26 protein-coding genes are annotated in these 26,232 nt (G+C 28.0%); 7 read left to right on the forward strand and 19 right to left on the reverse strand.

What is annotated here, in order from left to right; translation table 11 throughout:
• Genes ATH_RS08085 through ATH_RS08095 form a run of 3 tightly spaced genes read right to left on the reverse strand, consistent with a single transcriptional unit; the run spans position 1 to position 3,328 of the window.
• Positions 1-510 carry a hypothetical protein gene (locus ATH_RS08085; protein WP_066181196.1) on the reverse strand — a complete coding sequence of 170 codons (510 nt, stop codon included), beginning with the start codon at positions 508-510 and terminating at the stop codon, positions 1-3.
• Positions 511-512: 2 nt separating this feature from the next.
• A complete protein-coding gene (gene leuS, locus ATH_RS08090; RefSeq protein WP_066181193.1) occupies positions 513-2,984 on the reverse strand; it encodes a leucine--tRNA ligase in 2,472 nt (823 codons plus the stop codon).
• Positions 2,984-3,328 (reverse strand): DUF6394 family protein, encoded by a 345-nt coding sequence (locus ATH_RS08095; RefSeq protein ID WP_066171227.1) that lies wholly within the window; start codon positions 3,326-3,328, stop codon positions 2,984-2,986. Before ATH_RS08095 ends, leuS begins: the two co-directional genes overlap by 1 nt.
• A 141-nt stretch (positions 3,329-3,469) precedes the next feature.
• Here ATH_RS08095 and motA point away from each other — a divergent pair, with 141 nt between their 5' ends.
• Together motA and motB are read left to right on the forward strand one after the other, a co-directional pair.
• On the forward strand, positions 3,470-4,222 hold the full coding sequence (gene motA, locus ATH_RS08100) for a flagellar motor stator protein MotA (RefSeq protein WP_066181191.1): 753 nt from the start codon (positions 3,470-3,472) through the stop codon (positions 4,220-4,222).
• 12 nt (positions 4,223-4,234) lie between these two features.
• Positions 4,235-4,975, forward strand: a complete 741-nt coding sequence (motB, locus tag ATH_RS08105; RefSeq protein ID WP_066181186.1) for a flagellar motor protein MotB — start codon at positions 4,235-4,237, stop codon at positions 4,973-4,975.
• Between the two features lie 63 nt (positions 4,976-5,038).
• On the opposite strand, the gene ATH_RS08110 is transcribed toward motB, so the two are convergent.
• The 4 genes from ATH_RS08110 to yajC are packed head-to-tail and all read right to left on the reverse strand — an operon-like array spanning position 5,039 to position 8,118.
• Positions 5,039-5,263: a hypothetical protein gene (locus ATH_RS08110; protein ID WP_066181184.1), complete on the reverse strand. Its 225-nt coding sequence runs from the start codon at positions 5,261-5,263 to the stop codon at positions 5,039-5,041.
• A 2-nt stretch (positions 5,264-5,265) separates the two neighbouring features.
• Positions 5,266-6,234: a protein translocase subunit SecF gene (gene secF, locus ATH_RS08115; protein WP_066181181.1), complete on the reverse strand. Its 969-nt coding sequence runs from the start codon at positions 6,232-6,234 to the stop codon at positions 5,266-5,268.
• Positions 6,234-7,799 (reverse strand): protein translocase subunit SecD, encoded by a 1,566-nt coding sequence (secD, locus tag ATH_RS08120; protein ID WP_066181179.1) that lies wholly within the window; start codon positions 7,797-7,799, stop codon positions 6,234-6,236. Before secD ends, secF begins: the two co-directional genes overlap by 1 nt.
• Before the next feature lie 52 nt (positions 7,800-7,851).
• Positions 7,852-8,118, reverse strand: a complete 267-nt coding sequence (yajC, locus tag ATH_RS08125; RefSeq protein ID WP_066171210.1) for a preprotein translocase subunit YajC — start codon at positions 8,116-8,118, stop codon at positions 7,852-7,854.
• A gap of 79 nt (positions 8,119-8,197) precedes the next feature.
• Between yajC and ATH_RS08130 the strand changes: the two genes are divergently transcribed.
• A complete protein-coding gene (locus ATH_RS08130) occupies positions 8,198-9,412 on the forward strand; it encodes an apolipoprotein N-acyltransferase (RefSeq protein WP_235664934.1) in 1,215 nt (404 codons plus the stop codon).
• 40 nt (positions 9,413-9,452) lie between these two features.
• On the opposite strand, the gene ATH_RS08135 is transcribed toward ATH_RS08130, so the two are convergent.
• The 10 genes from ATH_RS08135 to ATH_RS08180 form a co-directional block, all read right to left on the reverse strand.
• Positions 9,453-11,495: a TonB-dependent receptor domain-containing protein gene (locus tag ATH_RS08135; RefSeq protein ID WP_066181178.1), complete on the reverse strand. Its 2,043-nt coding sequence runs from the start codon at positions 11,493-11,495 to the stop codon at positions 9,453-9,455.
• 123 nt (positions 11,496-11,618) lie between these two features.
• Complete coding sequence (locus ATH_RS08140) at positions 11,619-12,842, reverse strand: tRNA nucleotidyltransferase/poly(A) polymerase family protein (RefSeq protein WP_066181177.1); 1,224 nt, start codon at positions 12,840-12,842, stop codon at positions 11,619-11,621.
• Positions 12,817-13,680 carry a mechanosensitive ion channel family protein gene (locus tag ATH_RS08145; RefSeq protein ID WP_083190895.1) on the reverse strand — a complete coding sequence of 288 codons (864 nt, stop codon included), beginning with the start codon at positions 13,678-13,680 and terminating at the stop codon, positions 12,817-12,819. Before ATH_RS08145 ends, ATH_RS08140 begins: the two co-directional genes overlap by 26 nt.
• Before the next feature lie 9 nt (positions 13,681-13,689).
• The gene (locus ATH_RS08150; protein WP_066181172.1) at positions 13,690-15,387 is read right to left on the reverse strand and encodes a proline--tRNA ligase; all 1,698 of its coding nucleotides are present in this window, start codon (positions 15,385-15,387) and stop codon (positions 13,690-13,692) included.
• Positions 15,388-15,408: 21 nt separating this feature from the next.
• Complete coding sequence (gene hemA / locus ATH_RS08155; RefSeq protein WP_066390128.1) at positions 15,409-16,698, reverse strand: glutamyl-tRNA reductase; 1,290 nt, start codon at positions 16,696-16,698, stop codon at positions 15,409-15,411.
• Positions 16,699-17,598 (reverse strand): polyprenyl synthetase family protein, encoded by a 900-nt coding sequence (locus tag ATH_RS08160; RefSeq protein ID WP_066390127.1) that lies wholly within the window; start codon positions 17,596-17,598, stop codon positions 16,699-16,701.
• Positions 17,599-17,901, reverse strand: coding sequence for a DUF2018 family protein (locus ATH_RS08165; RefSeq protein WP_066390126.1), 303 nt, complete (start codon positions 17,899-17,901; stop codon positions 17,599-17,601). It lies immediately after the preceding gene.
• Entirely contained in the window at positions 17,901-19,196 is a 1,296-nt protein-coding gene (gene hisD / locus ATH_RS08170) for a histidinol dehydrogenase (RefSeq protein WP_066390125.1), read from the reverse strand. Before hisD ends, ATH_RS08165 begins: the two co-directional genes overlap by 1 nt.
• Complete coding sequence (locus ATH_RS08175; RefSeq protein WP_119184152.1) at positions 19,183-19,704, reverse strand: shikimate kinase; 522 nt, start codon at positions 19,702-19,704, stop codon at positions 19,183-19,185. The genes hisD and ATH_RS08175 overlap by 14 nt, the downstream gene beginning before the upstream one ends.
• A gap of 33 nt (positions 19,705-19,737) precedes the next feature.
• Positions 19,738-20,607, reverse strand: coding sequence for a 1-aminocyclopropane-1-carboxylate deaminase (locus ATH_RS08180; RefSeq protein ID WP_066390124.1), 870 nt, complete (start codon positions 20,605-20,607; stop codon positions 19,738-19,740).
• Positions 20,608-20,664: 57 nt separating this feature from the next.
• On the opposite strand from ATH_RS08180, the gene ATH_RS08185 reads away from it, so the two are divergent.
• The 4 genes from ATH_RS08185 to ATH_RS08200 all read left to right on the forward strand — a co-directional run bounded on the left by ATH_RS08185 (position 20,665) and on the right by ATH_RS08200 (position 23,498).
• Positions 20,665-21,135, forward strand: a complete 471-nt coding sequence (locus tag ATH_RS08185; protein WP_066185784.1) for a MotA/TolQ/ExbB proton channel family protein — start codon at positions 20,665-20,667, stop codon at positions 21,133-21,135.
• A gap of 2 nt (positions 21,136-21,137) precedes the next feature.
• A complete protein-coding gene (locus tag ATH_RS08190) occupies positions 21,138-21,527 on the forward strand; it encodes an ExbD/TolR family protein (protein WP_066390122.1) in 390 nt (129 codons plus the stop codon).
• 98 nt (positions 21,528-21,625) lie between these two features.
• Positions 21,626-22,432 (forward strand): ion transporter, encoded by an 807-nt coding sequence (locus tag ATH_RS08195; protein ID WP_066390120.1) that lies wholly within the window; start codon positions 21,626-21,628, stop codon positions 22,430-22,432.
• Between the two features lie 16 nt (positions 22,433-22,448).
• The gene (locus tag ATH_RS08200; protein WP_119184249.1) at positions 22,449-23,498 is read left to right on the forward strand and encodes an AI-2E family transporter; all 1,050 of its coding nucleotides are present in this window, start codon (positions 22,449-22,451) and stop codon (positions 23,496-23,498) included.
• Between the two features lie 21 nt (positions 23,499-23,519).
• On the opposite strand, the gene ATH_RS08205 is transcribed toward ATH_RS08200, so the two are convergent.
• A complete protein-coding gene (locus ATH_RS08205; RefSeq protein ID WP_066390118.1) occupies positions 23,520-25,016 on the reverse strand; it encodes an aldehyde dehydrogenase family protein in 1,497 nt (498 codons plus the stop codon).
• A 138-nt stretch (positions 25,017-25,154) separates the two neighbouring features.
• A complete protein-coding gene (fbaA, locus tag ATH_RS08210) occupies positions 25,155-26,222 on the reverse strand; it encodes a class II fructose-bisphosphate aldolase (RefSeq protein WP_066390116.1) in 1,068 nt (355 codons plus the stop codon).
• Positions 26,223-26,232 lie beyond the last annotated feature (10 nt).

Here is a 26,232-nt window from a genome sequence, read left to right on the forward strand (position 1 = left end):
TTACTCAAATGAAGCAACAGCTACTCTTGATAAAAGTTCACTTACAGCCATATCACTTGCTTTTGAAACTGCTTCAAATCTATGTGTATCATTCAATGTTACACCTTGACCAATAGCAAAGTCATTCTCTCCTGAAATATCAAATCTTATAGTTTTTCCTGTACTTTTTGTAAAATATTTAACTCCAAGATTTACTTTTGCTTTATATAGTTTATTATGACCATCTTTATCATATTGCAAAACATTAAAACTAACACTTTTTATACTCAAATCCATTATTACTTCTGCTTCAAACTCATTATCAACTAATTTTGAATCTATCTTTTGAATCAAAATTTTTGTAATAGCATCTTTTACAAGAACAGAGTTTCTTGGATCATTAGCTCTTATTTCAACTCTTACATAAACATTTTTATCCAATTGCTCTTTGGCATAATAAGCACTTGGTTTATATCCACAAGAAGAGAAAAATATAGCAATAAGTAAAAAAAGTGTAGTTTTTTTAAACATATTTAACCTTTAATTACTATATTTACAAGTTTATTTGGCACAACAATTTCTTTAATTATTGTTGCATTTTCTAGCCATTTTTCTGATGATTTTTTAGCTAATTTTAAAATCTCTTCATTTGAAGCATCTTTTGAAACTTCAATTTCAGATCTTTTTTTACCATTTATTGTAACAGCTAAAACTATACTATCTTGTTCAAATACTTCATTCTTAATCTCTATAGTTTTTTCAAAATTCTCTAAATCAAAAAATTCATTTGCTAATTCCCAAGATGTATGTGGAATGATTGGCTCTAAAATATTTGTTAATATATAATAAGCTTCTGCCCAAATAGCTTCATTTTTTTGTACTTGTAATGAGTTTAAAGCTTCCATACAAGATGCTATTAAAGTATTAAAAGCATAAGTTTTTGTTAAAACTTCATTTGATTTAACTAAAGCTTCATATACTTTTTTTCTAGCTTCTTTTTCTTCTTTGTTTAATACTTTTTGATCAATATTTTTAAATGATTTTAATCCATTTGGAGTAATATTTGAAGCTCTTTCATAAAATCTTTTTATAAATTTATAAGCTCCTTCAACTGCACTATCATTCCACTCAAGCTCTTTTGTTGGTGGTGCTGCAAAAAGAATAAATAATCTTGCTGTATCTGCTCCATATTTTTGAATAATTAAATCAGGATCTACAACATTTCCTTTAGATTTACTCATTTTTGCACCATCTTTTAAAACCATTCCTTGAGTTAAAAGGTTTTTAAATGGCTCACTAGAATTTGTATATCCTAAATCTTTAAGTACTTTTGTAAAAAATCTTGCATATAAAAGGTGTAAAATGGCATGTTCAATTCCACCAATATATTGGTCAACATCCATCCAATAATTGCTATCTTCAAGATTTATAGCTTCATTATTCCATTTTTTGAAATTTGTTGCATATCTTAAAAAATACCAAGATGATTGAACAAAAGTATCTAAAGTATCAGTTTCTCTTCTTGCATCTTTCCCACATTTTGGACAAGCACATTTTTTCCATGTTGGATGTTTTTCAAGAGGATTACCTTCTCCTGTGATTTCAACATCATCTGGAAGTGCAATTGGAAGATTTTCTATTTTTTCAGGTACAAGTCCACAAGAATCACAATGCACAAAAGGAATAGGAGCACCCCAATATCTCTGTCTTGAAACTCCCCAATCTCTTAATTTAAAGTTTACTTTTTTTGTTCCTATTGAATTTTGTTCAAAGTGATAAATTATTGCTTCTTTAGCTTGAGCTGTTGTTAATCCACTAAATCCTTCACAATCAACTAAAATACCATCTTCTGTGAAAGCCTCTTTTAATCTACTTGAAAGAGCTTCATCTTTATTCTTTACAATAACTTGTTTAATAGGTAAATCATAATTTTGAGCAAATTCAAAATCTCTTTGATCATGTGCAGGTACACTCATAACAGCACCTCCACCATAAGATTTTAATACAAAATTAGCTGTCCAAACTGGAAGTTTTTGCCCTGTTAATGGATGAATAACCTCTATTTCTAAATCAACTCCCTCTTTTTCCAAACTAGCTCTATCTTTTTCAGCAACTTTTTGAATATTTTTTATAGCATTTAATTTATTTTTTGGTAAAAGTCCATTATCTACTATATATTTTACAATATCGTGTTCAGGTGCAATAGCAACATAAGTTACTCCATAAATTGTATCAGGTCTTGTTGTAAATACTTCAAAACTTGAAAACATTTTATCTAGCTTTGCTCTTGTCTCTTTTGTAACTTCAAATTTAAATTCTAGCCCTTCACTTCTTCCTATCCAATTTTCTTGCATAGTTAAAACTTGTGATGGCCAAGAGTTTTCTAATGTTTTTAAATCATCAAGAAGTTTTTGTGCATATTTTGTAATAGCAATATAATATCCTGGCATCTCTTTTTGAACAACTTCATTGCTACATCTCCAGCAACAACCATCTTCAACTTGCTCATTTGCTAAAACTGTTGCACAATCATTACACCAATTCAAACTTGCACTTTTTTGGTAAACAATTCCAGCTTCATACATTTTAATAAAAATTTCTTGTTCAAACTTTGTGTATAGTTCATCACTTGTTGCAAACTCTTGCTTCTCACAAAATGATAATCCTAAACTTCTAAGTTCTTCTTTCATATAAGCAATATTTTCATAAGTCCATTTTTTTGGATGAAGTTTATTTTGTATAGCAGCATTTTCAGCTGGCATTCCAAAACTATCCCATCCTATTGGATGAAGAACATTAAATCCATTTTTTCTAAAGTGTCTTGCAAAAGCATCTCCAATACAATAATTTCTTACATGCCCCATATGTATTCTTCCACTTGGATATGGGAACATACTTAAAATATATTTTTTTGGTAATTTATAATCTTCTTTTACTTCAAAAGATCCATTCTCTTGCCAAAAATTTTGCCATTTTTTCTCAACAATCTTACTTGCGTATTGCATTAATAATCATCCTTTTCATTACTTTTTGCACTCTCAATTAAAGATAGTGCAACTGATACAATATTTGCTATAACAGCTCCAATTGCAAGAGCAATTGCTAGCTTAACATTTCCACTAAATACATATACTAAAAATGCAGGAATCAAGTGTAAATCTGCAACTAATGAACTAGCCAAGAGTTCAGCTGCTAAAAGATTTTTTACCCCTATTTTTATAATAGTTGAAATTAAGTTCACTCCTGATGCAACAAAAAGTGCCACTGCATTTGGATCATATATAAATCCAGCTGTTGTAGTAAGTGACATCAAAGATAAGAAAATATAGGTAACTTTACCCCAGTCCATTTTAATCCTTTTGATTTTAGTTTTAAACCTAACATACTATCAAATTATCCATAAAAAACTAATTTGATAGCTATTTTCTAGTACAGCTTATTTTTAATTTTTTTTAGATATGATTAAATCAATTTTTTTTTAGGAAAATAAATGGATTTATCTGTAGTAATAGGTTTAATAGGTGCTTTAATATCTATATCTGTTGGAGTTATTTTAGAAGGTGGAAACCCAGCTGGAGTTCTTCATATAGCTTCGTTTATTATTGTTATTCCAACAGCAATATTAGCAGCTGTTACTGCAACTGAAAGCTCATATGTAAAAGCAGCTTTTAAAGAGTTCAAAATGATTTTTAAGAAATCTCCTGTGAACTATGAAGCAAGAATTGATGAGCTTGTTGAGTATGCAATTACAGTAAAAAAGCAAGGTGTTCTAGCTTTAGAAAAAGATATTCAAAATATTGATCATGCATTTCTAAAAGAGGCTTTAAGTATGGTTGTTGATGGTTCAAGAGAAGAACAGCTTGAAGAACAGCTTGAACCAGTAGTTGAGGCAACTGAAGAGTATTATCATGGAGCTTCACATTTTTGGTTACATGCAGGAGAAACAGCTCCTACTATTGGTCTTGTTGGAGCTGTTTTTGGTCTTATTCTTGCTCTTCAACAATTAGATAATCCACCAGCAATGGCAGCTGGTATTGCTGGTGCATTTACAGCAACAGTTATGGGAATTGCTGGTTCATATATTTTCCTTGGACCTTGGGGAGCAAAAATGAAAGCTAAAGGTGGTTTAGTTGTAAAAGAACAACTACTTATTTTAGCAGCATGTAAAGCAATAGCTAGAGGGGATGCTCCTGGTGAGTTAAAACTTAAGTTATCAAAAATGGTAACTCCAATGCCTTTATAAGAGTTAGAAAATATGGCTAAAAAGAAAAAATGTGAGTGTCCTGCTGGTGAAAAGTGGGCTGTTCCTTATGCAGATTTTTTAAGTCTTCTTCTTGCACTATTTATTGCCCTTTATGCTTTAGCATCAATAAATGTTGAAAAACAAAAAGCTTTAAAAGAAGAGTTTATAAAAATATATAATTTTCCTACTGCTAATATAATAGAAGAAGAGACTAAAACAGAAAAAGCAATGACTGATGAAGCTAGTCCTGATAATGTAGAAGGAAGAAAAGTTATTGTTCATACTTTAGAAAATAATCAAGAAGCAGAACAAAATAAAAATAAAGGTGCAAATTTAATTGAACTTCCTGATGGCTCAGTTATGAGTGTTCCTGCTCACCTAGTATTTGATGCAGGTAAAGCTGAAGCTAGTTCTATATTTGCAAAAGATTTTTTAGAAAATCTTGCAACTTTAATTCAAACAATGCCTGAAGATACAGAAGTAAATGTACAAGGTTTTGCTGAAGAGGCAGAGATTAGAGGTTCAAGATTTAAAGATGCTTTAGATTTATCAACTGCAAGAGCTAATAATGTTATTAGAGAACTTGTAAAATACAAAGTAAATCCAAAAAAACTATTCTCTAGTGGTTATGGAAGTAATAAAGAATCAACTCTTCAAGACAAAAGAGTCGTAGTTTTTGAATTAAGAACAACTGGAAATCCTATTAGTGAAGAAGATATGGATTTAGAAACTATTTTTAAGAATATGAAATAACTTATAATTATTTTAGAAGAGTTTATCTCTTCTAAACCCTCTATTTAATCTATTAATTTATTCCTAGTTAAACATCTTTTTTAAAGCATCTCTTTTTTCTTGTATATTTGAGTTTTGTGGAAGCTTCGGAGCTTCTGGAGTTATTGTTTCTTCTTTATTTTCTATTGTTTCTTCATTCTTTATAAACTCTTCTTTTAGCTCTTTTAAGCTTTTATTATTAATCAATAAGTATGCACTAATTGCTACTAAAATAAGAAGAGTTATAAAAAGAGTTAATAGTCTTTTCACTATTAAACTCTTCCTTGTTCATACATAGCTCTTAGTTTTTCTTTCTCTTTTTTTGCTATCTCTTTTTGTTGTTCTTTTGATCTATAATCATTTATATTAAATCCTAAGAATTTAATAAATGGTGAAACAACAAAAATAGAAGAGTATGTTCCTATTATTATTCCTACAAATAGAGTAAATGTAAATGCATAAATAATCTCTCCACCAAATAACAACATTGTTACAACAACAAACCAAGTTGTTGAAGATGTTAATACTGTTCTTGATAAAGTTCTACTTACAGATTCATTTATAAGAGCATCTAAATCAGTCTGTTTTGAAGTATGAAGAGTCTCTCTAATTCTATCATTTACAATAATAGTATCATTTATCGTATATCCAATCAAAGTTAAAATTGCTGCAATCATATCAAGGTTTACATCTATATTAAATAGACTTATAAATCCTAAAGATATAATAACATCGTGAACAAGACCAATAATTGAAGCAACAGCAAATTTCCATTCAAATCTATATGTAATATAAATAAGCATTGCAAGAAGTGCAAGAGCAAGAGCCGTAATACCTTTTACTCTTAACTCTCCTCCAACTTTTGCTCCTACCATATCAATTTTTCTTATCTCGAAATTTCCTGTTGGATCTAATATTTTATGCATCTCATCACTAATATCATTTGTAATATCACTTGTACTTCCAGTAAATCTTATAGTTATCTCTTCTTTACTTCCAAACTCCGTAACAGTTGAATTTGCATAAGTTGTATTTTGTAAAACTTCTCTAATTTGTTCAACTGGTGCTTCTTTGTCATATTTTACTTGAACAACTGTTCCACCTACAAAATCTATTCCGTAGTTTAATCCTTTAGTAAATAAAAGAACAAGAGAAGCTATAATTAATATACCAGATAGTCCTAAAAATGGTATCTTTTTACCCATAAAATCATATGTTTTATTATTGCTAAAAATTTCCATTATGCTACTCCAAACCATTTTTTATTATTTTTATCTTTTGCTATTTTTGGTAAAATAGCTTTATAAATACCATGTGTCCCTACAATTGCTGTTAGCATTGAAGTTAAAATACCAATAGAAATTGTAACTGCAAAACCTTTTATAGGTCCACTTCCATAAGCATATAACACAACTGCAACCAAAAGTGAAGTTATATTTGAATCTAGGATTGCTCTTAAAGCATTAGAATAACCATCTTCAATAGCCTTATGAACTCCTGCTCCACTTCTTAAAGCTTCTCTGATTCTTTCATTAATAATTACGTTTGAGTCAATTGCCATTCCCATTGTAAGAATAATTCCTGCCATTCCAGGAAGTGTTAAAGTTGCTCCAAAAATTGCCATAACTGCTAAAATAATAAATATATTTGCAATAAGTGCAATATTTGCTATAACACCAGCTCTTCTATAATAAAACATCATAAATAGAAATATTAAAGCTGTTCCAGAAACTAAAGCTACCATAGAAGCTTTTATACTTTCAGCTCCCAAAGATGGTCCAACACTTCTTTTTTCAAGCATATCAATACTTGCTAAAAGGGCTCCACTTCTAAGTGCAATTGCTACATTTCCAGCTTCTTGAACTGTAAAACCACCACTAATTTGTCCACTTCCACCACCAATTCTCTCATTTATATTTGGTGCAGAATAAACTTTTCCATCAAGAACAATAGCAAGTCTTTTTCCAGTGTTTTTTGCTGTAAAATCTGCAAAAATTCTAGCTCCTGCTGAATTTAGTGTAAAGTTAATGATTGGCTGATTTGTTTGATTAAAAGCAACTTGTGCATCAACAATTTGACTTCCATCTAAAATTGGAATCTCTTTTACTAAAAATCTTCTATTTGGATCATTTGTATCTTCTAAAATAATATCCCCATACAAAGATGCTTCTTTGCTAGTCATTTGATTAACTCTTCCATTTCTCTCTTCATCAACTGCCATAAGTTCAAGATTTGCTGGTTTTGATATTAAATCTCTCGCATCTTTTTCTTCTTGAGCTGTTTTAATTCCTGGAAGTTCTACAACAATATAATCCTCACCTTGTCTTAAAACACTTGGTTCGCTAAGCCCAAATTGGTCAAGTCTATTTCTAATAGTTTCAACAGCTTGTGCAACAGAATAATCTTTTGTTTTAATTATCTCTTCAGCATTTAACTCTATTTTATACTCTAAATTATCTTTTACTATATCCAGACCTTTTATCTCTGTTAGCATTTTATCCATTTTTGGGATTTCATCAATATCCAAAACAGAGAAAATAATACTATTTTCAATAATAGTAAGTCCATCTATTAGAAGTTCTTCATCATCTGTGAAATATTTAATAGCAGTTGCTATTGATTTTATTTTAGATGTAACTGCTTCTTCTGTTTTAACTCCAAGAAGCATATGAAGTCCACCTTGAAGATCAAGTCCAAGATTTACTTTTTTTCCATAATCTTTATCAAATAAAGATGGAAAAGAAAAAACAATTCCAAATATAAAAGCTATTAGAAAAATTGTTAGTTTAAAATTAAAAAATTTCAATATTTATCCTTTAAGGCATTTAAGATATGAATAACATATCTTAAATCTATTTTTATGCTGTAATTTGTCTAGCTACGAACTCTTTTGCTAGTTTCATCTCTGAGTTATCACTATTTTTTACTAAAAAATAAGTCTCTTCAACTTTTACAACCTCAACCATTAAGCCACCATTAGTTACAATGCTATCACCTTTTTTAAGTCCTGCAATCATTTCTTTATGAGCTTTTGCTTGTTTTTGTTGCGGTCTTATAATTAAAAAATAAAATATCGCAAATAAAGCAACCAAAGGTAGTAATGATGTTAATAAATCACCTTGCATGTCATTTCCTTTTTCTAAGAAGTTATCTATGTTTTTTCTAAAAACCCAACATTTTAACAAAAGAAGTATAATAAACGGCTTGGTTTTATCAATACTTTTAAGCTCTTTTATCTATCTTGATTATTTTAATATTAGTTTTAAATTGCTTGATACATTTTTTGCTTTGGCTTCAATTTTTCTTCTTTTAAAATATTCAAAAAGTGATCTATTTTTCACTGGTTTTTTTGTAGGAGTATTTTGGTTTTGGTGGTTTATAAATAGTTTACAGTACTATGATTTAAACTATTTAGCACCATTTATTATTTTGGGATTGGGTATTTTTTATGGATTATCTTTTTTACTTTTAGGATTATTTAAAAATATATATCTTAAAGCTATTTTAATCTCTCTTTTTTTATTTTATGCTCCTTTTGGATTTGATTGGTTAAAACTTGATTTAATATTTATAAACTCATATTTAAATAGTTCAAAACCATCTTTTATTCTTATTATTATAGGATTTTTAATTCTTTTTGAAAATAGATTAAAAAACTTTAGAGTTATTGCTATTTTCCCTTTTATTTTGGCTCTTTCATTTTCACAAAATTTTCTAAAAAATGAAAATCAAAACACTATTTTAGATGAAAAAGATTTTCCAAAAATATATATGAGTCAATTTTATATAAATCAAGACTTAAGATGGCAAAAAGAGAATTTCAAAAAAATAAATAGTTTGGTTTTAGATGAGATTTACAAAGCAATAGATGAAAAATATGATGTAATTGTTCTTCCTGAAACAATATTTACCTTTGTTTTAAGTGATTATAAATCTTTGTTTGAAGAGTTGAAAATATTATCAAATGATATTGATATTATTGCTGGTTCAATTTATAAAGAGAATAAGTCTTACTACAATGCTTCATATTTTTTTAGTAAAGAAAATGTTCAAATAGCAAAGAAAGTTGTGCTTGTTCCGTTTGGAGAAGAGATTCCACTTCCAAAATTTATGCAAGATTTTCTAAATAATCTTATTTATGGTGGTGCAAATGATTTAAGTAAAGCTTCACAAGCAACAGATTTTTTAGTAAAAGATACAAAGTTTAGAAATGCTATTTGCTATGAAGGGACAAATGATAAAATTTATGAAGATTTAAATGGTGTAGAAAATATGATTATGATTTCAAATAATGCTTGGTTTACTCCATCTATTGAGCCAACTTTACAGCATCTTCTTTTAAAATATTATTCAAGTAAGTACGATATAAATATCTATCATATTGTAAATGGAAGTAAAAATAGAGTTTATAAAAAATAGTTTTCAACAAGGAATTTAATCCTTGTTGAGTGAGTTTGTTTTAGAATCTTAAGTTCATACCAACAGTATATCTTATTCCATCTATTACAACATCATAATCATCATTTGTAATCTCTTTATTTGTGAAATTATATACTCCTGCTTTTAAGCTTAAATCTTTTTTAGCTTTATAAACGAATCCTAAGTCAGCTGTTCCATATCCAGGTGTCCCTTTACTCATAGAAGTTCTACTTAAATAGTCACTTGTTTTACCTCTATAGTTATATTGTGTCCATGCACTCCATTTACTAGAAATATCCCAATCAAAAGCAATATTTACCATATTCTTTGGCATTTTATTTAAAGGCTCCCCTTTAAAATCTCCACTTTTTTGTTCTGATTTTGTATAAGTATAACTTGTACTTGCTGTAAAGTTTTCTAAAATATCATAATCTAAACTAAACTCTATTCCTTTCATTTCAGCATCATCAACATTTTCCATTTGACTTACAAATCTCATTGGTTTTCCATTAGCACTACACTTCCAATCACTTACTGCTGAATTATTATTTGTTCCTGGACTATCACATTTTCTTGATTCAACAATTTTATCTTTAAAATCCGTTTGGAAAATCATTAAACTACTAAATAATCCTATATCATCATTAGAGTAATTTACTCCTAACTCATAGCTTGTAGTTTTCTCAGGTTTTAAGTCAGGATTTCCAATAATAACTCCACTACCTTTCCCTGTAACACTACCAAATCCTTCAGAAATTTGTGTAACAGTTGGCTGTTTATAACCTGTACTTACCCCACCTTTTAAAGTAAGATTATCTGTTAAATGATATATTCCATATATTCTTGGAGTAATTTCACTACCAAAATATTCATCTTTATTATATCTTGCACCTATTGTTAATGCGAAATCATCACTAATTCCCCACTCATCTTCTAAATATAATGCCATAAGCCATCTATCAACTTGATCTACACCTGTTGCTGATAAAAGTCCATTTGTGTTATCAATAACTTTTTCATATTGATATTGTCCACCAGCTGTTATAGTATGATTATCTATAAAGAATGAACCTTGAGTATTGAATGTTTTTAACTCTTCTCTTTTTTGGTCTTCTGTATTTCCTTCATAAATCTTTTCTGTTGTTTCATCTTTATAATATGTATCTAATAAAAAGCTATCATATTTAGCTTGATGACCTAATGTATATGAATATTTCTCATTCTGATTTGTTGATCTTTTAGCTGGATTACCTTTTGTATCCAACAAAGATATACTTTTCCCAGGTGTTGTAGTATATTCTTGTCTTGAAAAATCATATCTTAAAGCTAATTCATTATTTTCATCAATATTCCAATTTAATTCACTTCCAACTTTTCTAACTTTCTTTTCTGATTCACTAGAACCTGATTTATGACCTTCTCCACCTATATAATCACTTTCATCAGTTCCTTGAAAATTTCCATCTAATGATAATGATAATTTATCTTTAATTAAAGGTCCAGTTAGATACATACTCACACCATAGTTATCATTTGAAATATCATTAGCAGATTTTGTATACTCTGGACTAATACTTCCTTTCCACTCATCAACAGAAGCTTTTTTTGTAATAATATTTATAACTCCTCCCATAGCATCACTTCCATAAAGTGAACTCATAGGTCCTCTAATTACCTCTATTCTTTCTATCATATCGATAGGTGGTAAATATGCACCAATTTTCCCACCATCTGTTCCATTTCCGTTTACAGCTCTTCCTACGCTAATAGGTTTACCATTTATCAAATACTTAGTATAGTTTGCTCCCATTCCACGAATAGTAATCTCTTGATTATTTCCACCACCTGACACAGAAATACCAGGAATATTTTTAACAGCATCTATAACATCTGTATAAGATTTTTTTTGTAGTTCTTCACCAGTAATAACAGAAATTGAAGCTGGAGCATCAGCTACATTTTGCTCAAAACCTGAAGCTGTTGTTACAACTTGTACAGAATCAAGTTTTGTAGCTTCATTTGCTAAAATCAAATTTTGTGCAAGTAATATACTTGCTACACTAAAAGCCATTTTAATCTTCATTTTTTCTCCTAAATTTTAGCAATAAAAAAATTAGAATACGAAAATTGTATTCTAATAATTGTTATCACTATTGTAATGGCTTAATATTATAGATTACTTGCTTAATTTATCTTTAAATTGATACTAATTATCATAACTTTTTAGCTTTTCTATTATTTCCGATTTTGAGAGCTTATTATTTATTTGAAGATTTAAAGCCTTCTCTAAAAGCTCTTTAAACTCTAATCCAGCAGAAAATCCAGCATCAATCAAATCTTTTCCCAAAACTAATATTTCCATAGGTTTATTTAAAATATTATTTTTCTTTAATTTTTTAAGTATATTTTTTAATCTTTTTTTGTTTTTATTTTTTGCAAAATATATGAAGATTAACTCTTCAATATTTACTTTTAAAGATAATCTTTTCAAATATTTAATATCATTTCTAAGTTCATTTTCTATTAAGAGATTTATATGTTTTATTAAGCTTTTATCATTGATTACTTTAGATATGAAATTATCTTTTTTCTCTTTATTTTGTTTTTTTAATAATAGTGCAAAAACAATTGCTAATACTCTTTTTTCATCTTTTATATCTTTATTTTCTAAAATTCTTATAAGCTTATCAATAGCTTTATAAGATTTTTTAAAAGAGATATCAAATATCTCTAAGTCATCTAAAAGTTTTAATCCAATACTTGGTTTTTTTGATTTTAAAAATAGTTTTTTTAATTCTTCAAAAACTCTTTCACTTGATAAATATTCAAGTTCTTTGTTTTTTACAATATTTTTACAAAGCTCTTTTGTATTATTATCTATTTTAAAATTAAACCTTGAAGCAAATTGTACTGCTCTAAAAACTCTTAAACTATCTTCTACAAATGTTTTATCATCTATATGTTTTATTTTTCTATTTTTTAAGTCATCTATTCCATTATGTGGATCAAGAAATTGATTTTTAAAATAATCATATCCAATAGAGTTTATAGTAAAATCTCTTCTTTTACTAGCTTCTTCATAAGTTAATTTTGAATCTAAAACAACATCAAAATCTCTATGTTTTTGACCTATTTTACTTTCAGTTCTTGGAAGAGAAAAATCAAATTCCAAATCATCAAATTTTAGTTTTAAAACACCAAAAGATTTTCCTACAAATTTAGGTTCTTGGTATTTTGAAAGAAGTTTTATTAAATTTTCAATAGAACTTATATTAAAAACTTCTATATCATAATCTTTTATCTTTTTATTTAAAAAACTATCTCTAACTGAGCCTCCAACAATTATTGGCTCAGCTTTTATTTTTTTTAAATCATCAAAAATGTTTTCTAGTTCTTTAGGTATTTCAATTTTGGTTATTTTGGTAAACATATTGAGTTGGATATGGAATTGTAATTCCTTCTTTATCAAACATTAGTTTGATATTTTCTATTAAATTAAATCTTACTTCCCAATAATCAGGAGTATTAACCCAAGCTCTTACAACAAAATTTATAGAAGAATCAGCAAGTTCAGAAACTGAAACTGTAAGCCCTTTTTCAAGTAATACTTTTTCATTTGATGAAAGTAAGTTTGTTAATAACTCTTTTGTTTTTTTAATATCATCATCATAAGATATGCTAACAACTAAATCAACTCTTCTTGTATCAAATGCATTTACATTTGTAATAGAACCACTTGTAATTGAACTATTTGGTACAATTATTCTTTGATTGTCTCCTGTTATAAAAACTGTACTAAAAATCCCTACTTCGCTTACACTCCCAGTTACTCCACCAGCACTTACAAGATCACCCACTTTAAATGGTTTAAATATTATTATCATAACACCTGAGGCAAAATTTCCTAAAGAGTCTTTAAGTGCCAAACCAATAGCTAATCCAGCTGCTCCAAGTATTGCTAGAAATGATGTTGTAGTAATTCCTAGTTTATTTAAAGCTGCAATAACAACAGCTGTAATTAGAGAATAATAAACTAAATTTTCCAAAAATTTAACAAGTATTTCATCTATCCCATCAATCTTTCTTATGATTTTTCCAAATACTTTTACAACTCTATTTACAATCCATTTTCCTATAAGAAAAATTATAATTGCAAGAAAAATCGACCAAGAGTAATCAAGAAGATTATCAATTAAGTTTTGAGGAATAAAAGATTGAAAATCTTTCTTAATACTATTAATACTTGTCTCTATATTTGGCATATCCATAATAATCTCCTATTTAATAAGTTCTAATATTTTTTCAAGTACATCTTCTACTTTTATCTCTATTTTTTCTAAAGTTTTTCTAGAAACAATTTCAACTAATCCATCTTCTAGTTTTTTCCCAATAACAATTGCATATGGAAAACCTAAAAGTTCAAAATCACCCATTTTAAAGCCAAATCTAGCATTTATTCTATCATCTAAAATAGTTGAAACTCCCGATTCTTTTAATTTATTATAAAGTTCTTCTGCTATCTTTGATTCTTCTTCTTTTTTTGAATTAGAAACAATAATATCTACCATAAATGGAGCTGTTGCTTTTGTCCAAATACAACCTTTATCATCATGGTTTTGTTCAATAACAGCAGCAACTAATCTTGAAACTCCAACTCCATAACAACCCATAACAAATGGTTTTGCTTTTCCATTTTCATCTAAAAAATTTGCATTCATAGCACTTGAATATTTTGTACCTAATTGAAAAATATGCCCAGCTTCAATTCCTTTTGTATAAGAAAGTTTTCCACCACAACAAGAGCAATTATCTCCTTCTTGAACAGCAATTAAATCAAAATATCTTGCATCTTTTAGAGTTCTTAAATCTGCATTTGTAAAGTGATAATTTTCTTCATTTGCTCCACAAACAAGCCCAAAATTATCTTTTAGTTCATTATCTATCACAAAAGTTGCATCTAAATTTACAAAGCCACAATATCCAGCAACAATTCCAGCTTCATTTATCTCATCTTCAGAAGCATCAAGTAGTTCTAAAGCATTTACACTATTTGTAGCTTTCGTCTCTTCAAGCTCATCACTTCCTCTTATAAAGAAAACTACAATTTTAGTTTTATCTTCAAAAATAGCTTTTTTTATTACTGCTTTTACAGTTTGTTCTTTTGATACTTTTAAGAAACTTGCTACTTCTTCTATTGTTTTACAGTTTACTGTCTCTATTTTTTCTAAACTAGCATTTTCAAAATTGTATTCTTTTACTCTTCTAGTTGCTGCTTCAATATTTGCTGCATATGAACAAGAATCACAAACAACAATAGTATCTTCTCCTGAATCTGCTAAAACATGAAACTCTTTTGATCCACTTCCACCAATAGCTCCACTATCAGCTTCAACAACTCTAAAATCCAAACCTAATCTTGTATATATTCTTTTATAAGTCTCTTCCATAAGATTAAACTCTCGAACTAAATCATCTTCATTTGAGTGAAACGAATAAGCATCTTTCATCAGAAATTCTCTTCCTCTCATAAGCCCAAATCGTGGTCTTGCTTCATCTCTAAATTTTGTATTTATTTGGTAAAGATTTAAAGGTAAATCTTTATAAGAATTTACTCTATTTTTTACCATATTTACAACTGATTCTTCATTTGTAGGACTTAGTACATACGAAGCATTTTTTCTATCTTTAAATCTTAGAAGCTCATTTCCCATAGTAGTTGCACGACCTGATTCTTCCCATAAAGAAAGTGGTGTTACAAAACCAAACTGAACCTCATTTGCTCCTGCATTATCCATCTCTTCTTTTACTATATTTCTAATTTTATCTAATACAATTTTTCCTAAAGGCATAAAATCGTAAATTCCAGCACCAGTTTGTGATACAAATCCACCTCGAAGCAAATATTGATGTGATGCTAAAGTAGCATCATTTGGTGTTTCTTTTGTTGTTGGAATAAAAAGTCTACTAAATTTCATAATATATTTTTCCTAATATTTTTAATTTTTATTTATATGTTCACAATTATAATCTATCTCTTGTACATTTTGAGAAAACATATTCTGAACTGAACTTACAACCAAATCACAGTGCTTTGTTCTTGAAATAGTTTTAAGCTGCTTTGCTGGATTATGTAAATACTCAGTTATAATTGTTTGGCAAAGCTTTTTTATGTTTTCTTCATACTCTTTTGGCACATATCCTTTTTTAATAGCATTTTCTAATTTTTTATCTATTATTTGATCACCTTTTATATACAAATCTTTTATTAAAGGTTCAATATCTAAACTTTTTAACCAATCAAAAAACTCTAAAGTATTTCTTCCAACAATTGTATAAGCTTCTTTCGCTTGTGCTGATCTTTGAGTCATATTTTTATTTACAATCTCTTGTAAATCATCAACACTATAAATCTCTAAATCAAACATAGATATATCTTCATCAATATCTCTTGGAACTGCTATATCAAACCAATATCTATTTATACTTGAGCTTGGAGTATTTTCTTGTGTAATTATTGGATATGGAGCACTTGTTGCTGTTATCATTATAGGCATTATTTCAAGTAACTCTTCTAATTTATCATATGGTTTTACTTCTATATTTTCTGTAAAACTATTTGCTAGATTTTGTGCTTTTTTTATATTTCTACTTATAATTGTAACATCAAAACCAGCTGTTAATAAATGTTTAACAGCCAATTCACTCATTGTTCCAGCACCAATTACAAGTGCTCTTACACCTTTTTTATCTCCTATAAGTTCTTTTGCTTTTGCAACTGCTGTTGAAGCAACAGATACTGAACCTGTTCCTAAACTTGTAGCATTTCTTACTTGTGCAGCACATTTAAATGCATAGTGCATAACTCTACTAATACTTTGATCACAAAAACCTAAACTTTGAGAGAATCTAAATGCATCTTTTAGTTGCCCAACTATTTGAGTTTCACCAATTACCAATGAATCCAAGGCTGAAGCAACTGAAAAAAGATGATGAACTGCAATATCTCCATCATAAATATCAGCTCTATCATATAAAAAATCATATGATAAATTTGAATAAGAAGATAAGTTTTCTAGAATATTCTTACTACTTTGTTTTATATTTGAGCTTTTCCCAATAATCTCAACTCTATTACATGTTGATAATAAAACTAACTCTTTTGTACTTTCAAAATCTAAAAGTTTTTTTATAAATCTACTTTTTTCATCTTCTCCATTAAAAGCTAGTTTTTCTCTTTGTTTTATATCAATATTTTTATGAGAAAAACTGATTACTAGATAACTCATTTAAAACTCTCTTTCTATCATATCTTTCATAATATCAACTAAATCTTTACTGTTTTTTTCATCTTTGATAGAATTTATTGCTTCTAAACCTATCTTTCTAGCTTCATTTATAGAATCATTTAAAGCATTTGTCTCTTTAAACTTTGTTTTTATCCAGTTTAATTCTTCTTTGTTTAACTCTTTTTTATACAGTGATTTTAAATAATCTTTTTCTTCAACTCTTTCATATAAATACAAGTATGGAATAGTTACTTTTCCTTCTACAAAATCTAGCATAGCTGGTTTTCCAAGAGTTTTTGAATCAGAAGTTATATCCAAAATATCATCTATCATTTGAAAAGCAAGTCCAAGGTTTTTTCCATATAAAGCATATTTATCACTATTAAGTCCAGCTAATATTGCTGCACTTCTAGCACTAGCTTCAATTAAAGATGCTGTTTTTTTATAAATCATTGTTAAATATTTATCGTATGAAGTATTAAATGTAAGAGTTAAATCAACATCCATCATCTCTCCAATACTTAGTTCTGTTACAGTATTTGAGATATGATAAGCAACTCTTTTATCCATTTGAGAAAGTTCTGTAAATGCTCTTGAATATAAAATATCACCAAACATTATTGAAGTTTTATCACTATAAAGTGCATTAATTGATGGCTTACCTCTTCTTGTATCTGCTTCATCAATCACATCATCATGTAATAAAGAAGCTGCATGAATCATTTCAACAACAGCACAAAGTTTTATACTATCTTCACTAATACCAGCAATTTTTAAAATCAATTTGCTTCTTAACATTTTTCCAGTAGATAATTTTTCCAAAAGTTCTAAGGCTTTTGGATAGTTACATACTTCTATAAATTCATAAATCTTTTTTTTAACTTGTTCTAAAACTTCCACTTAACTATCCAACCTACTAATAATTTCTCCAGATATCTCCATATAAAGTCCTTTTTTCATAGATTTAACTTCATTGATATTTTTCTCTTTAAACTCATTTATATAAGAGTTAATATCAAAATCTTCATCTTTATTTTCACTTATTATAAGTTCTAAAACTGCTAGTTTTTCAATAACTTTATCAAGTTCATCTTCAACTAAATCTCTGTGAGTTTGTTCAACAATATCAAAAAATTTTGATTTTGGACTTCCAAAGAAAATATCATCTTCATCTTCTGTGAACCAATCTTTAAACTTTGACATTATCTGTTTTCCAATCGTACTCGTACACTTTTTGCATGAGCTGTTAATCCTTCTGTATCAGCTAAAAGTGCACAAGGTTCTCCTAAAGTTTGAATAGCTTTTTTAGAAAAACTAATTATTGAGCTTTTTTTCAAAAAGTTTTCAACATTTAATGGACTATAAAATTTAGCAGTTCCACCTGTTGGTAAAGTATGATTTGGTCCAGCAATATAATCTCCAATTGGTTCAGGTGTATTTTCACCTAAAAATATTGCACCAGCGTGTTTTATATATGGTAAAAGTTCAAAAGGATTTTCTGTCATTACTTCAAGATGTTCAGGAGCAATATCATTCATAAGTTCTATTGCTTCATCCATATCTTTTGCAATAATTATAGCTCCTCTTTCATCTATTGATTTTCTAGCTATTGTTTCTCTTTCAAGTTTTGATAAATAAGTTTCAACTTCAATATCTGTTTTCTTTGCAAGTTCTTCACATGTTGTAATTAAAATAGAACTAGCCATTTCATCATGCTCTGCTTGAGAAAGTAAATCAATTGCAATATAGTTTGCTTTTGCATTTTTATCAGCTAAGATCCCAATTTCACTTGGTCCTGCTATCATATCAATATTTACTTCTCCAAATACAAGTTTTTTTGCTGTTGCAACAAAAATATTTCCAGGTCCTGTTATTACATCTACTTTTGGAATAGTTTTTGTTCCATAAGCCATAGCAGCAACTGCACTAGCTCCTCCAACTTTATAAACTTTTGAAACTCCACATAAGTGACAAGCTGCTAAAAGTAACTCATTTACTTCATCGTTTGGAGCTGGTGTACATACAACTATCTCTTTAACATTTGCGACTAAAGCTGGTATTGCATTCATAAGAAGCGAACTAGGATATGCAGCTTTTCCACCTGGGATATAAAGCCCTGCTCTATCAACAGGAGTCACTTTTTGTCCAAGAATAGTTCCATTATCTTCAAAATCAATCCAAGATTTTGGAACTTGTTTTTCGTGGTAAGCTTTTATTCTATCATAAGCTGTATGAAGAGATTTTCTTAATTCATCATCAATATTTTTATATGCTTTTTCCATATCATTTGTAGAGATTAAAAGTTCATTTGCATCTTTAAATGCCCACTTATCAAATTTTTCTATATGTCTTTTTAAAGCTTCATCACCATCAGCAATAATTTCATCTATCATATTTGTAACAATTTTTGAAACATCTTTTATATCACTTTTAGCTCTTGCTAAAATATTTCCAAACTCTTCTTTAAAGTTTTTATCTTTTGTATTAATTATTTTCATTTAATTTTCCTAATATCTCTTTTACAATATCTTTTAAATCTTTTCTTTCAACATCAATTATAATATTTGAAACTTTTTCATACTCTTTTTCTCTTATATTAAAGAGTTTTAAAGCCTCTTTTTTGTTTTGCAAAAGTGGTCTTTTTTTAAGTTTATTTTTGGCATTTGGTGCTTTTTTTATTCTTTCTAAAATTCCATCAAAAGATGATTTTAAATAGATTACCAAACCAATATTTCGAAGATTTTCCTGCTTATAAAATCCACCACCTGTTGAAATAATTGTATTTTCTACACTATTTTCAAGCCAAAGAGCAGTTTTTTTCTCTAAATTTCTAAAATAAGCTTCGCCATCACTAGCAAAAATATTTTTAATTTTTCTATTTTCCATACTTTCAATTAAATCATCTGTATCAATAGAAAACATTGAAGAGTTTTTAAGTAAAGCTCTAGCAACTGTACCTTTTCCAACACCCATAAAACCGATTAAAATAATATTGTTTTTATTCATTTTCATTCTTTTTTCAATAATTTTGGATTATATCTAAATATTAGTAAATTTTCTTTTGTATCTTTCTATCATTGTTTCATTTCCTAAAGTTCCACCTTGATGAATATATAAGAAAATATAATTTTCTTTATTTTTTAAATTTTTTACATAGTTTTCAAAAACAATCCATCCTAAACTATCATAAAGCAAATCAAACTCAATATTTGTTTTGTTTAAAAGTTCAATATGTTTTTCATAAAACTCTTTATATAGTTTTCCAAAATGATATTTCTTATCTTTTCCTAAAATTCTTGGATGATTATTTTTTTCAAGCTCTAAAAATTGTTTTTCTAAATATTCATCATCTCCAACACAAGAACAAGTAAGCACTTCAAAAGGCAGATAATGTTGTAAATATAGGGCTGTTGTTCCTGTTCCACTTGGTAAAAATACTTTTAATTTTTTGGAATCAATATTTATCTTTTTTGCCCAAGTTTTTATCTCATTTGCTAATATTTCTATTCCATATCTAGCTTCTTGTACTGCTCCACCTTCACTTACAAACAACTCATCTTCACTAAAATTTGTTGGAAGATTGCCAACTATTATATTCATTCTATTTTCAAGGGCTTTTTTATAATTTCCACTTGGATTTTCTTCTAAATATTTAGGAATATGTGAAACATAATAATCAAAATTCAAAGACTTTATTTTACATAAAACACTCAAAGAGTACATTGCATTTGATTGATTTGAACCATGAGAAACTATCTTCTTATAAGCTTTTAAATCTTTATTTAAAAAATAGTGAAATTTTCTTGCTTTATTTCCACTAAAATCTTTATCTAATAAATCATCTCTTTTTACAAAATATTTTTGTGAATTAAAAATAATTTCATCTACTTTTGAACTTTGAAAATCCATAAACTAACCTTATTAATTAAACTTTCATTATAATATAAAAAATTAAAAGGTTAGTTTATGGATATTTTAGAGTTTATTCACAAAGGTGGAACAATTGTTTATATTTTAATAGTTTTAAATTTTATTGGTTTTTCAATAATTATCTATAAATTTCTAACTTTTCCTAAGATTAATAATATTCTACAAAATATTGCAAATAGTGTTGATAGAACAAAAAATATAGAAGCACAAATAGAGTTTGAGATTAAAAAACTTGAAAGAGGTTTAGTTGTAATAAAAAATATTGCTGTTATTTCTCCACTTTTAGGACTTTTAGGAACAGTTGTTGGAATTTATGCCTCTTTTGATGTAATTAGTGTAAAAGGTTTAGGAGATCCAACAATATTTTCAGGTGGAATTGCTGTTGCTTTGATTACTACAATAGCTGGAATAATTGTATCAATACCTCATCAAATTGCATATAATCACTTTATATCTTTTGTTGATGAAGCTGAACTAAAAGCTAAAAAAGAGATTTTGGGAGCATAAATATGAAAAGAAGAGAGCAATTAGGTCTTGATTTAACTCCTATAATTGATGTCGTTTTTATTCTTTTAATTTTCTTTTTAGTTACAAGTGTTTTCAAAAAAGAGGAACTAGCTTTGATGCTCGACTTACCAAAAGCCGAAGCAAAAGGAGTTCAAGTAAAAACTGAACAGATTTTTATAGAACTAAATCTTGATAAACTTGCGATAAAAGGAATAGAAGTTTCATTTGATTCTTTAGAGGATAATCTAAAAGAAATAGAAAATAAAAATGATGCAATTGTTGTAAGAATTGATAGCAAGGTGCCATATGAAAGAGTTGTAAAACTACTTGATTTATTACAAAAATACAATTTAAATAATCTAGCACTCGTTACAAACGATATCTCAAAATAGCTTAATATTTAAATTATTAAGCTATTTTCTCTAATTTTTAATCTTATTATAAATATTTTTCTGATTATATTCCACAAAAATTTTATAAAAGGATATTGATGTATCAAAGAATAAAGAGTTTTGTAGAGAGTAGTTTTTTTACAAAATTAATTATATATTTAATAGTTTTAAATGGTATTACAATGGGATTAGAAACTTCAAAAAGTTTCATTGAAAGTTTTGGAACTTATAGTTCTATATTTAATAAAATAGTTATTTCAGTTTTTACAATAGAGATTATATTAAGAATTTATGTTTATAGAGTATCTTTTTTCAAAGATTCTTGGAGTTTATTTGACTTTTTTGTTGTTACAATATCTTTAATTCCTGCAAGTCAAGGTTTTGAGATTTTAAGGGTCTTAAGAGTTTTAAGATTATTTAGGCTTATAACAGCTGTTCCACAAATGAGAAAAATAGTTACAGCATTAATTAGTGTAATTCCTGGTATGCTATCTGTTATTGGTCTTATGACACTATTTTTCTATATTTTTGCAATTATGGCTACACAGCTTTTTGCAGAAAAATTTCCTGAATGGTTTGGAACTTTAGGAGAATCATTTTATACTCTATTTCAAATCATGACTTTAGAATCTTGGTCTATGGGAATTGTAAGACCTGTTATGGAAATTTATCCTTACTCTTGGCTTTTTTTTGTTCCTTTTATCTTCATTGTTACTTTTGTAATGATAAACCTAGTTGTTGCAATCATTGTTGATGCTATGGCAATTTTAAATAAAGAAGAAGAGAAGAATATTATTGGTGAAATTCAAGACCATGATAATAATTTAAACAAAGAGATAGTAGAGTTAAGAAAAGATATGAATGAAATTAAATTAATTTTAAAAGAATTTATAGATAAGAAATAATTCAAAAGGAGTATATTTGCAAACAGCAAATCTAAAAGGCTACTTTTTTTATTTAGCTAGTTTTATAATAATTATGGCTGGAATAAAGATGGCTAGTGAAATAGTAGTAATACTATTTTTAGCTATTTTTATATCAATAATATTTTCATCTGTTTTAAATTTTCTTCAAAAAAAGAGAATCCCAAAATTTATCTCATATATTATTTTAATTTTAATTGTTTTAACTATTGGTTTTGTACTCTCATATGTAGTAAATATTTCACTTAAAGATTTTTTGAAAAATATCCCTATGTATGAAGAAAATCTTAAACTCTTAATATTTAATTTAATAAACCTACTTCACAACTATGGATTTGAAATAAATATTGATAGAGCTGTGATTATGGAAACTCTAAATATTAGCTCATTTTTTGGTCTTACAAAGAATCTAATAGGAAGTATTAGTGCATTTTTATCTAAATTCTTACTTATTATTATTGGAGTTGCATTTATTCTTGCAGAGTCAAAATCTTTTCAAACAAAATTGAAATTAATTTTTAGAAATGATTCAAATAGAATAAACAGTTTTGATCTTTTTTCAGAAAATATCCAAAAATATTTTGTTGTAAAAACTTTTACAAGTTTCTTAACTGGTTTAATCATATCTATTATGTTAATCTTTTTTAATGTAGATTATCCTATTTTATGGGGTGTTTTAGCTATGTTATTTAATTTTGTACCAGTTGTTGGTTCAATTATTGCATCTATTCCTGCAATAATACTAGCTCTTATGAGTTTAGATATTCTTACAGTTATTTGGATAATTTCTTTTTATGTACTAATAAATATATCTATAAGTAACATTCTAGAACCAAAATTTATGGGAAAGGAGCTTGGACTTTCTCCTTTAATAATCTTCTTCTCACTTATTTTCTGGGGATATATTTTAAATATTGTAGGAATGTTTTTAGCAGTACCTCTTACAATGTCACTAAAAATTGCTTTTGATTCAAATAAAAGCACAAGATGGCTTGGAATTTTGATGTCTAATCTATCATCAAAAAGAGTAAATAAATTTAGTAAATAAAGCCCTAAACAGGGCTTTATTCTAAAAGAATCCTAAAGCTTTAGGACTAAATGAAGTTAATATATTTTTTGTCTGTCTATAAGAATTTAACATAACCATATGAGTTTCTCTTCCTATTCCAGATTTTTTATATCCTCCAAATGATGCATGAGCTGGATACATATGATAACAATTTACCCAAACTCTTCCAGCTTCAATAGCTCTTGAAACTCTGTGAATTTGATGTGCATCTCTTGACCAAAGTCCAGAACCCAATCCATACTCTGTATCATTTGCAATCTCTATTGCTTCTTTTTCATCTTTAAATGTAGTCACAGATAAAACAGGTCCAAAAATCTCTTCTTGGAAAATTCTCATTTTATTATGACCTTTAAATATAGTTGGTTCAATATAAAAACCATCTGGATTTATTTTAGAATTAAAGATATTTCCACCAACTAAACACTCAGCACCCTCATCTTTTGCAATATCCAAATATTTTGATATTTTTTCTTTTTGAGCAAGTGAATTTTGTGCTCCCATTGTATTTTCTGTATCAAGTGGATTCCCAACTTTTATAGCTTTTACTCTTTCTATAACTCTTTTCATAAATGCTTCATAAATTGATTCTTGAATCAATGCTCTTGATGGACAAGTACAAACTTCTCCACTATTAAATGCAAACAGAACTAAACCTTCTATTGCTTTATCAAAAAACTCATCATCTTCTTGCATAATTGATTCAAAGAAGATATTTGGAGATTTCCCTCCAAGTTCAAGAGTTGATGGAATTATATTTTCTGTTGCATATCTCATAATTTCTTGACCTGTTTTAGTCTCTCCCGTAAATGCAACTTTTTTGACATCTTTATGAGTTACTAAATGCTTTCCTATCTTTCCACCAGCACCATTTATTACATTTATAACACCTTTTGGTAAAACATCTTTTATTAAATCAAGAAATAAAAGTATTGATACAGGTGTTGAACTAGCTGGTTTTAGTATAACACAATTTCCAGCTGCAATTGCAGGTGCAAGTTTCCAAGCTGCCATTAGAAGTGGGAAATTCCATGGAATAATTTGTGCAACAACACCATAAGGTTCATGAATTTCTTGAGATATTGTATTCTCATCTAAATCAGAAATAGTTCCTGATTCTGCTCTTATTACTGATGCAAAATATCTGAAATGGTCAATAAATAGTGGTAAATCAGCATTTAAAGTCTCTCTAATCGCTTTTCCATTATCCATTGTTTCAGCAAGTGCTAATTCTTCTAAATTTGCTTCAACAATATCAGCAATTTTGTTTAATAATGCGCTTCTTTGAGTTACACTTGTATGTTTAAACTCTTCAAAACCTTTTTTAGCAGCAGCAACTGCTAAATCAACATCTTTTTCATTTGATCTTGGAATTTTTGTAAGAATTTTTCCATCAACTGGAGAAATACTCTCAAAATACTCATTACTAAGTGGTGCTACCCACTCTCCACCAATGAAATTTTCATATTTCTCTTTAAACTTTGGTCTATTGTAAATCATAATCAACTCCTTGTAATATAAGATATTAAACTTTAACAAAAGAGAGTAGCTTTATAGTATGATTTATATAATGATTTGATTTCGATAAGATTTTGTATCTATTTGTTACAAATAGATACAAAAATATGTTTTATAATTTTAGTTTTTATTTAATGCTAAAAGATCAGAATATGCAGTTTCAAGTCTTGAAATCATACTCTCTTGTCCCGCTCTTAGCCATTTTCTTGGGTCATAATAATTTTTATTTGGCTTATCTTCACCTTCTGGATTTCCAATTTGCCCTTGTAAATATCCATGATATTTTGCTTCGTAAGCTCTTACTCCATCCCAAAATGACCATTGAGTATCTGTATCAATATTCATTTTAATAACTCCATAAGATATAGCATCTCTTATATCTTGTAGTTCTGAACCACTTCCTCCATGGAATACAAAATCAACTGGTTTTGAAGAAGTTTTAAAATTTTCTTCAATATATTTTTGAGAATTTAATAATATTTTTGGACTAAGTACAACATTCCCTGGCTTATAAACTCCATGAACATTTCCAAAACTTGCAGCTATTGTAAAGTTTTCACCAACTTTACTTAACTCTTCATAAGCAAAAGCCACTTCACTTGGTTGAGTGTATAATAAAGAGTTATCTACATTTGTATTATCAACTCCATCTTCTTCTCCACCAGTAATCCCAAGTTCAATCTCAATCATCATATCAAGATCTTTCATCTTTTTGAAATACTCAACACAAATAGAGATATTCTCTTCAAGACTCTCTTCACTTAAATCAAGCATATGTGATGTAAAAAGTGGTTTTCCTGTTTTATTAAAGTGTTCTTTTCCTGCATCTAATAAACCATCAATCCAAGGAAGAAGTTTTTTAGCTGCATGATCTGTATGTAAAATTACAGGTATATTATAAGCTTTAGCCATAATATGAACATGATTTGCTCCACTAATAGCTCCAAGAACAGCGGCATCAGAAGTTTTTAAACCTTTTCCTGCATAAAATCCAGCTCCACCATTTGAAAACTGAACAATAATTGGTGATTTAACTTTTGCAGCAACTTCTAAAACAGCATTTACAGAATCTGTTCCTACAACATTAACTGCTGGTATTGCAAAACCTTGCTCTTTTGCATATGCAAAAAGTTTTTTAGCTTCACTTCCTGATAAAACTCCAGCATTTACAACATCTAATACACCCATATAAAACTCT

The organism is Aliarcobacter thereius LMG 24486, from assembly GCF_004214815.1.
In the GTDB taxonomy this organism is placed as follows: Bacteria; Campylobacterota; Campylobacteria; order Campylobacterales; family Arcobacteraceae; genus Aliarcobacter; species Aliarcobacter thereius.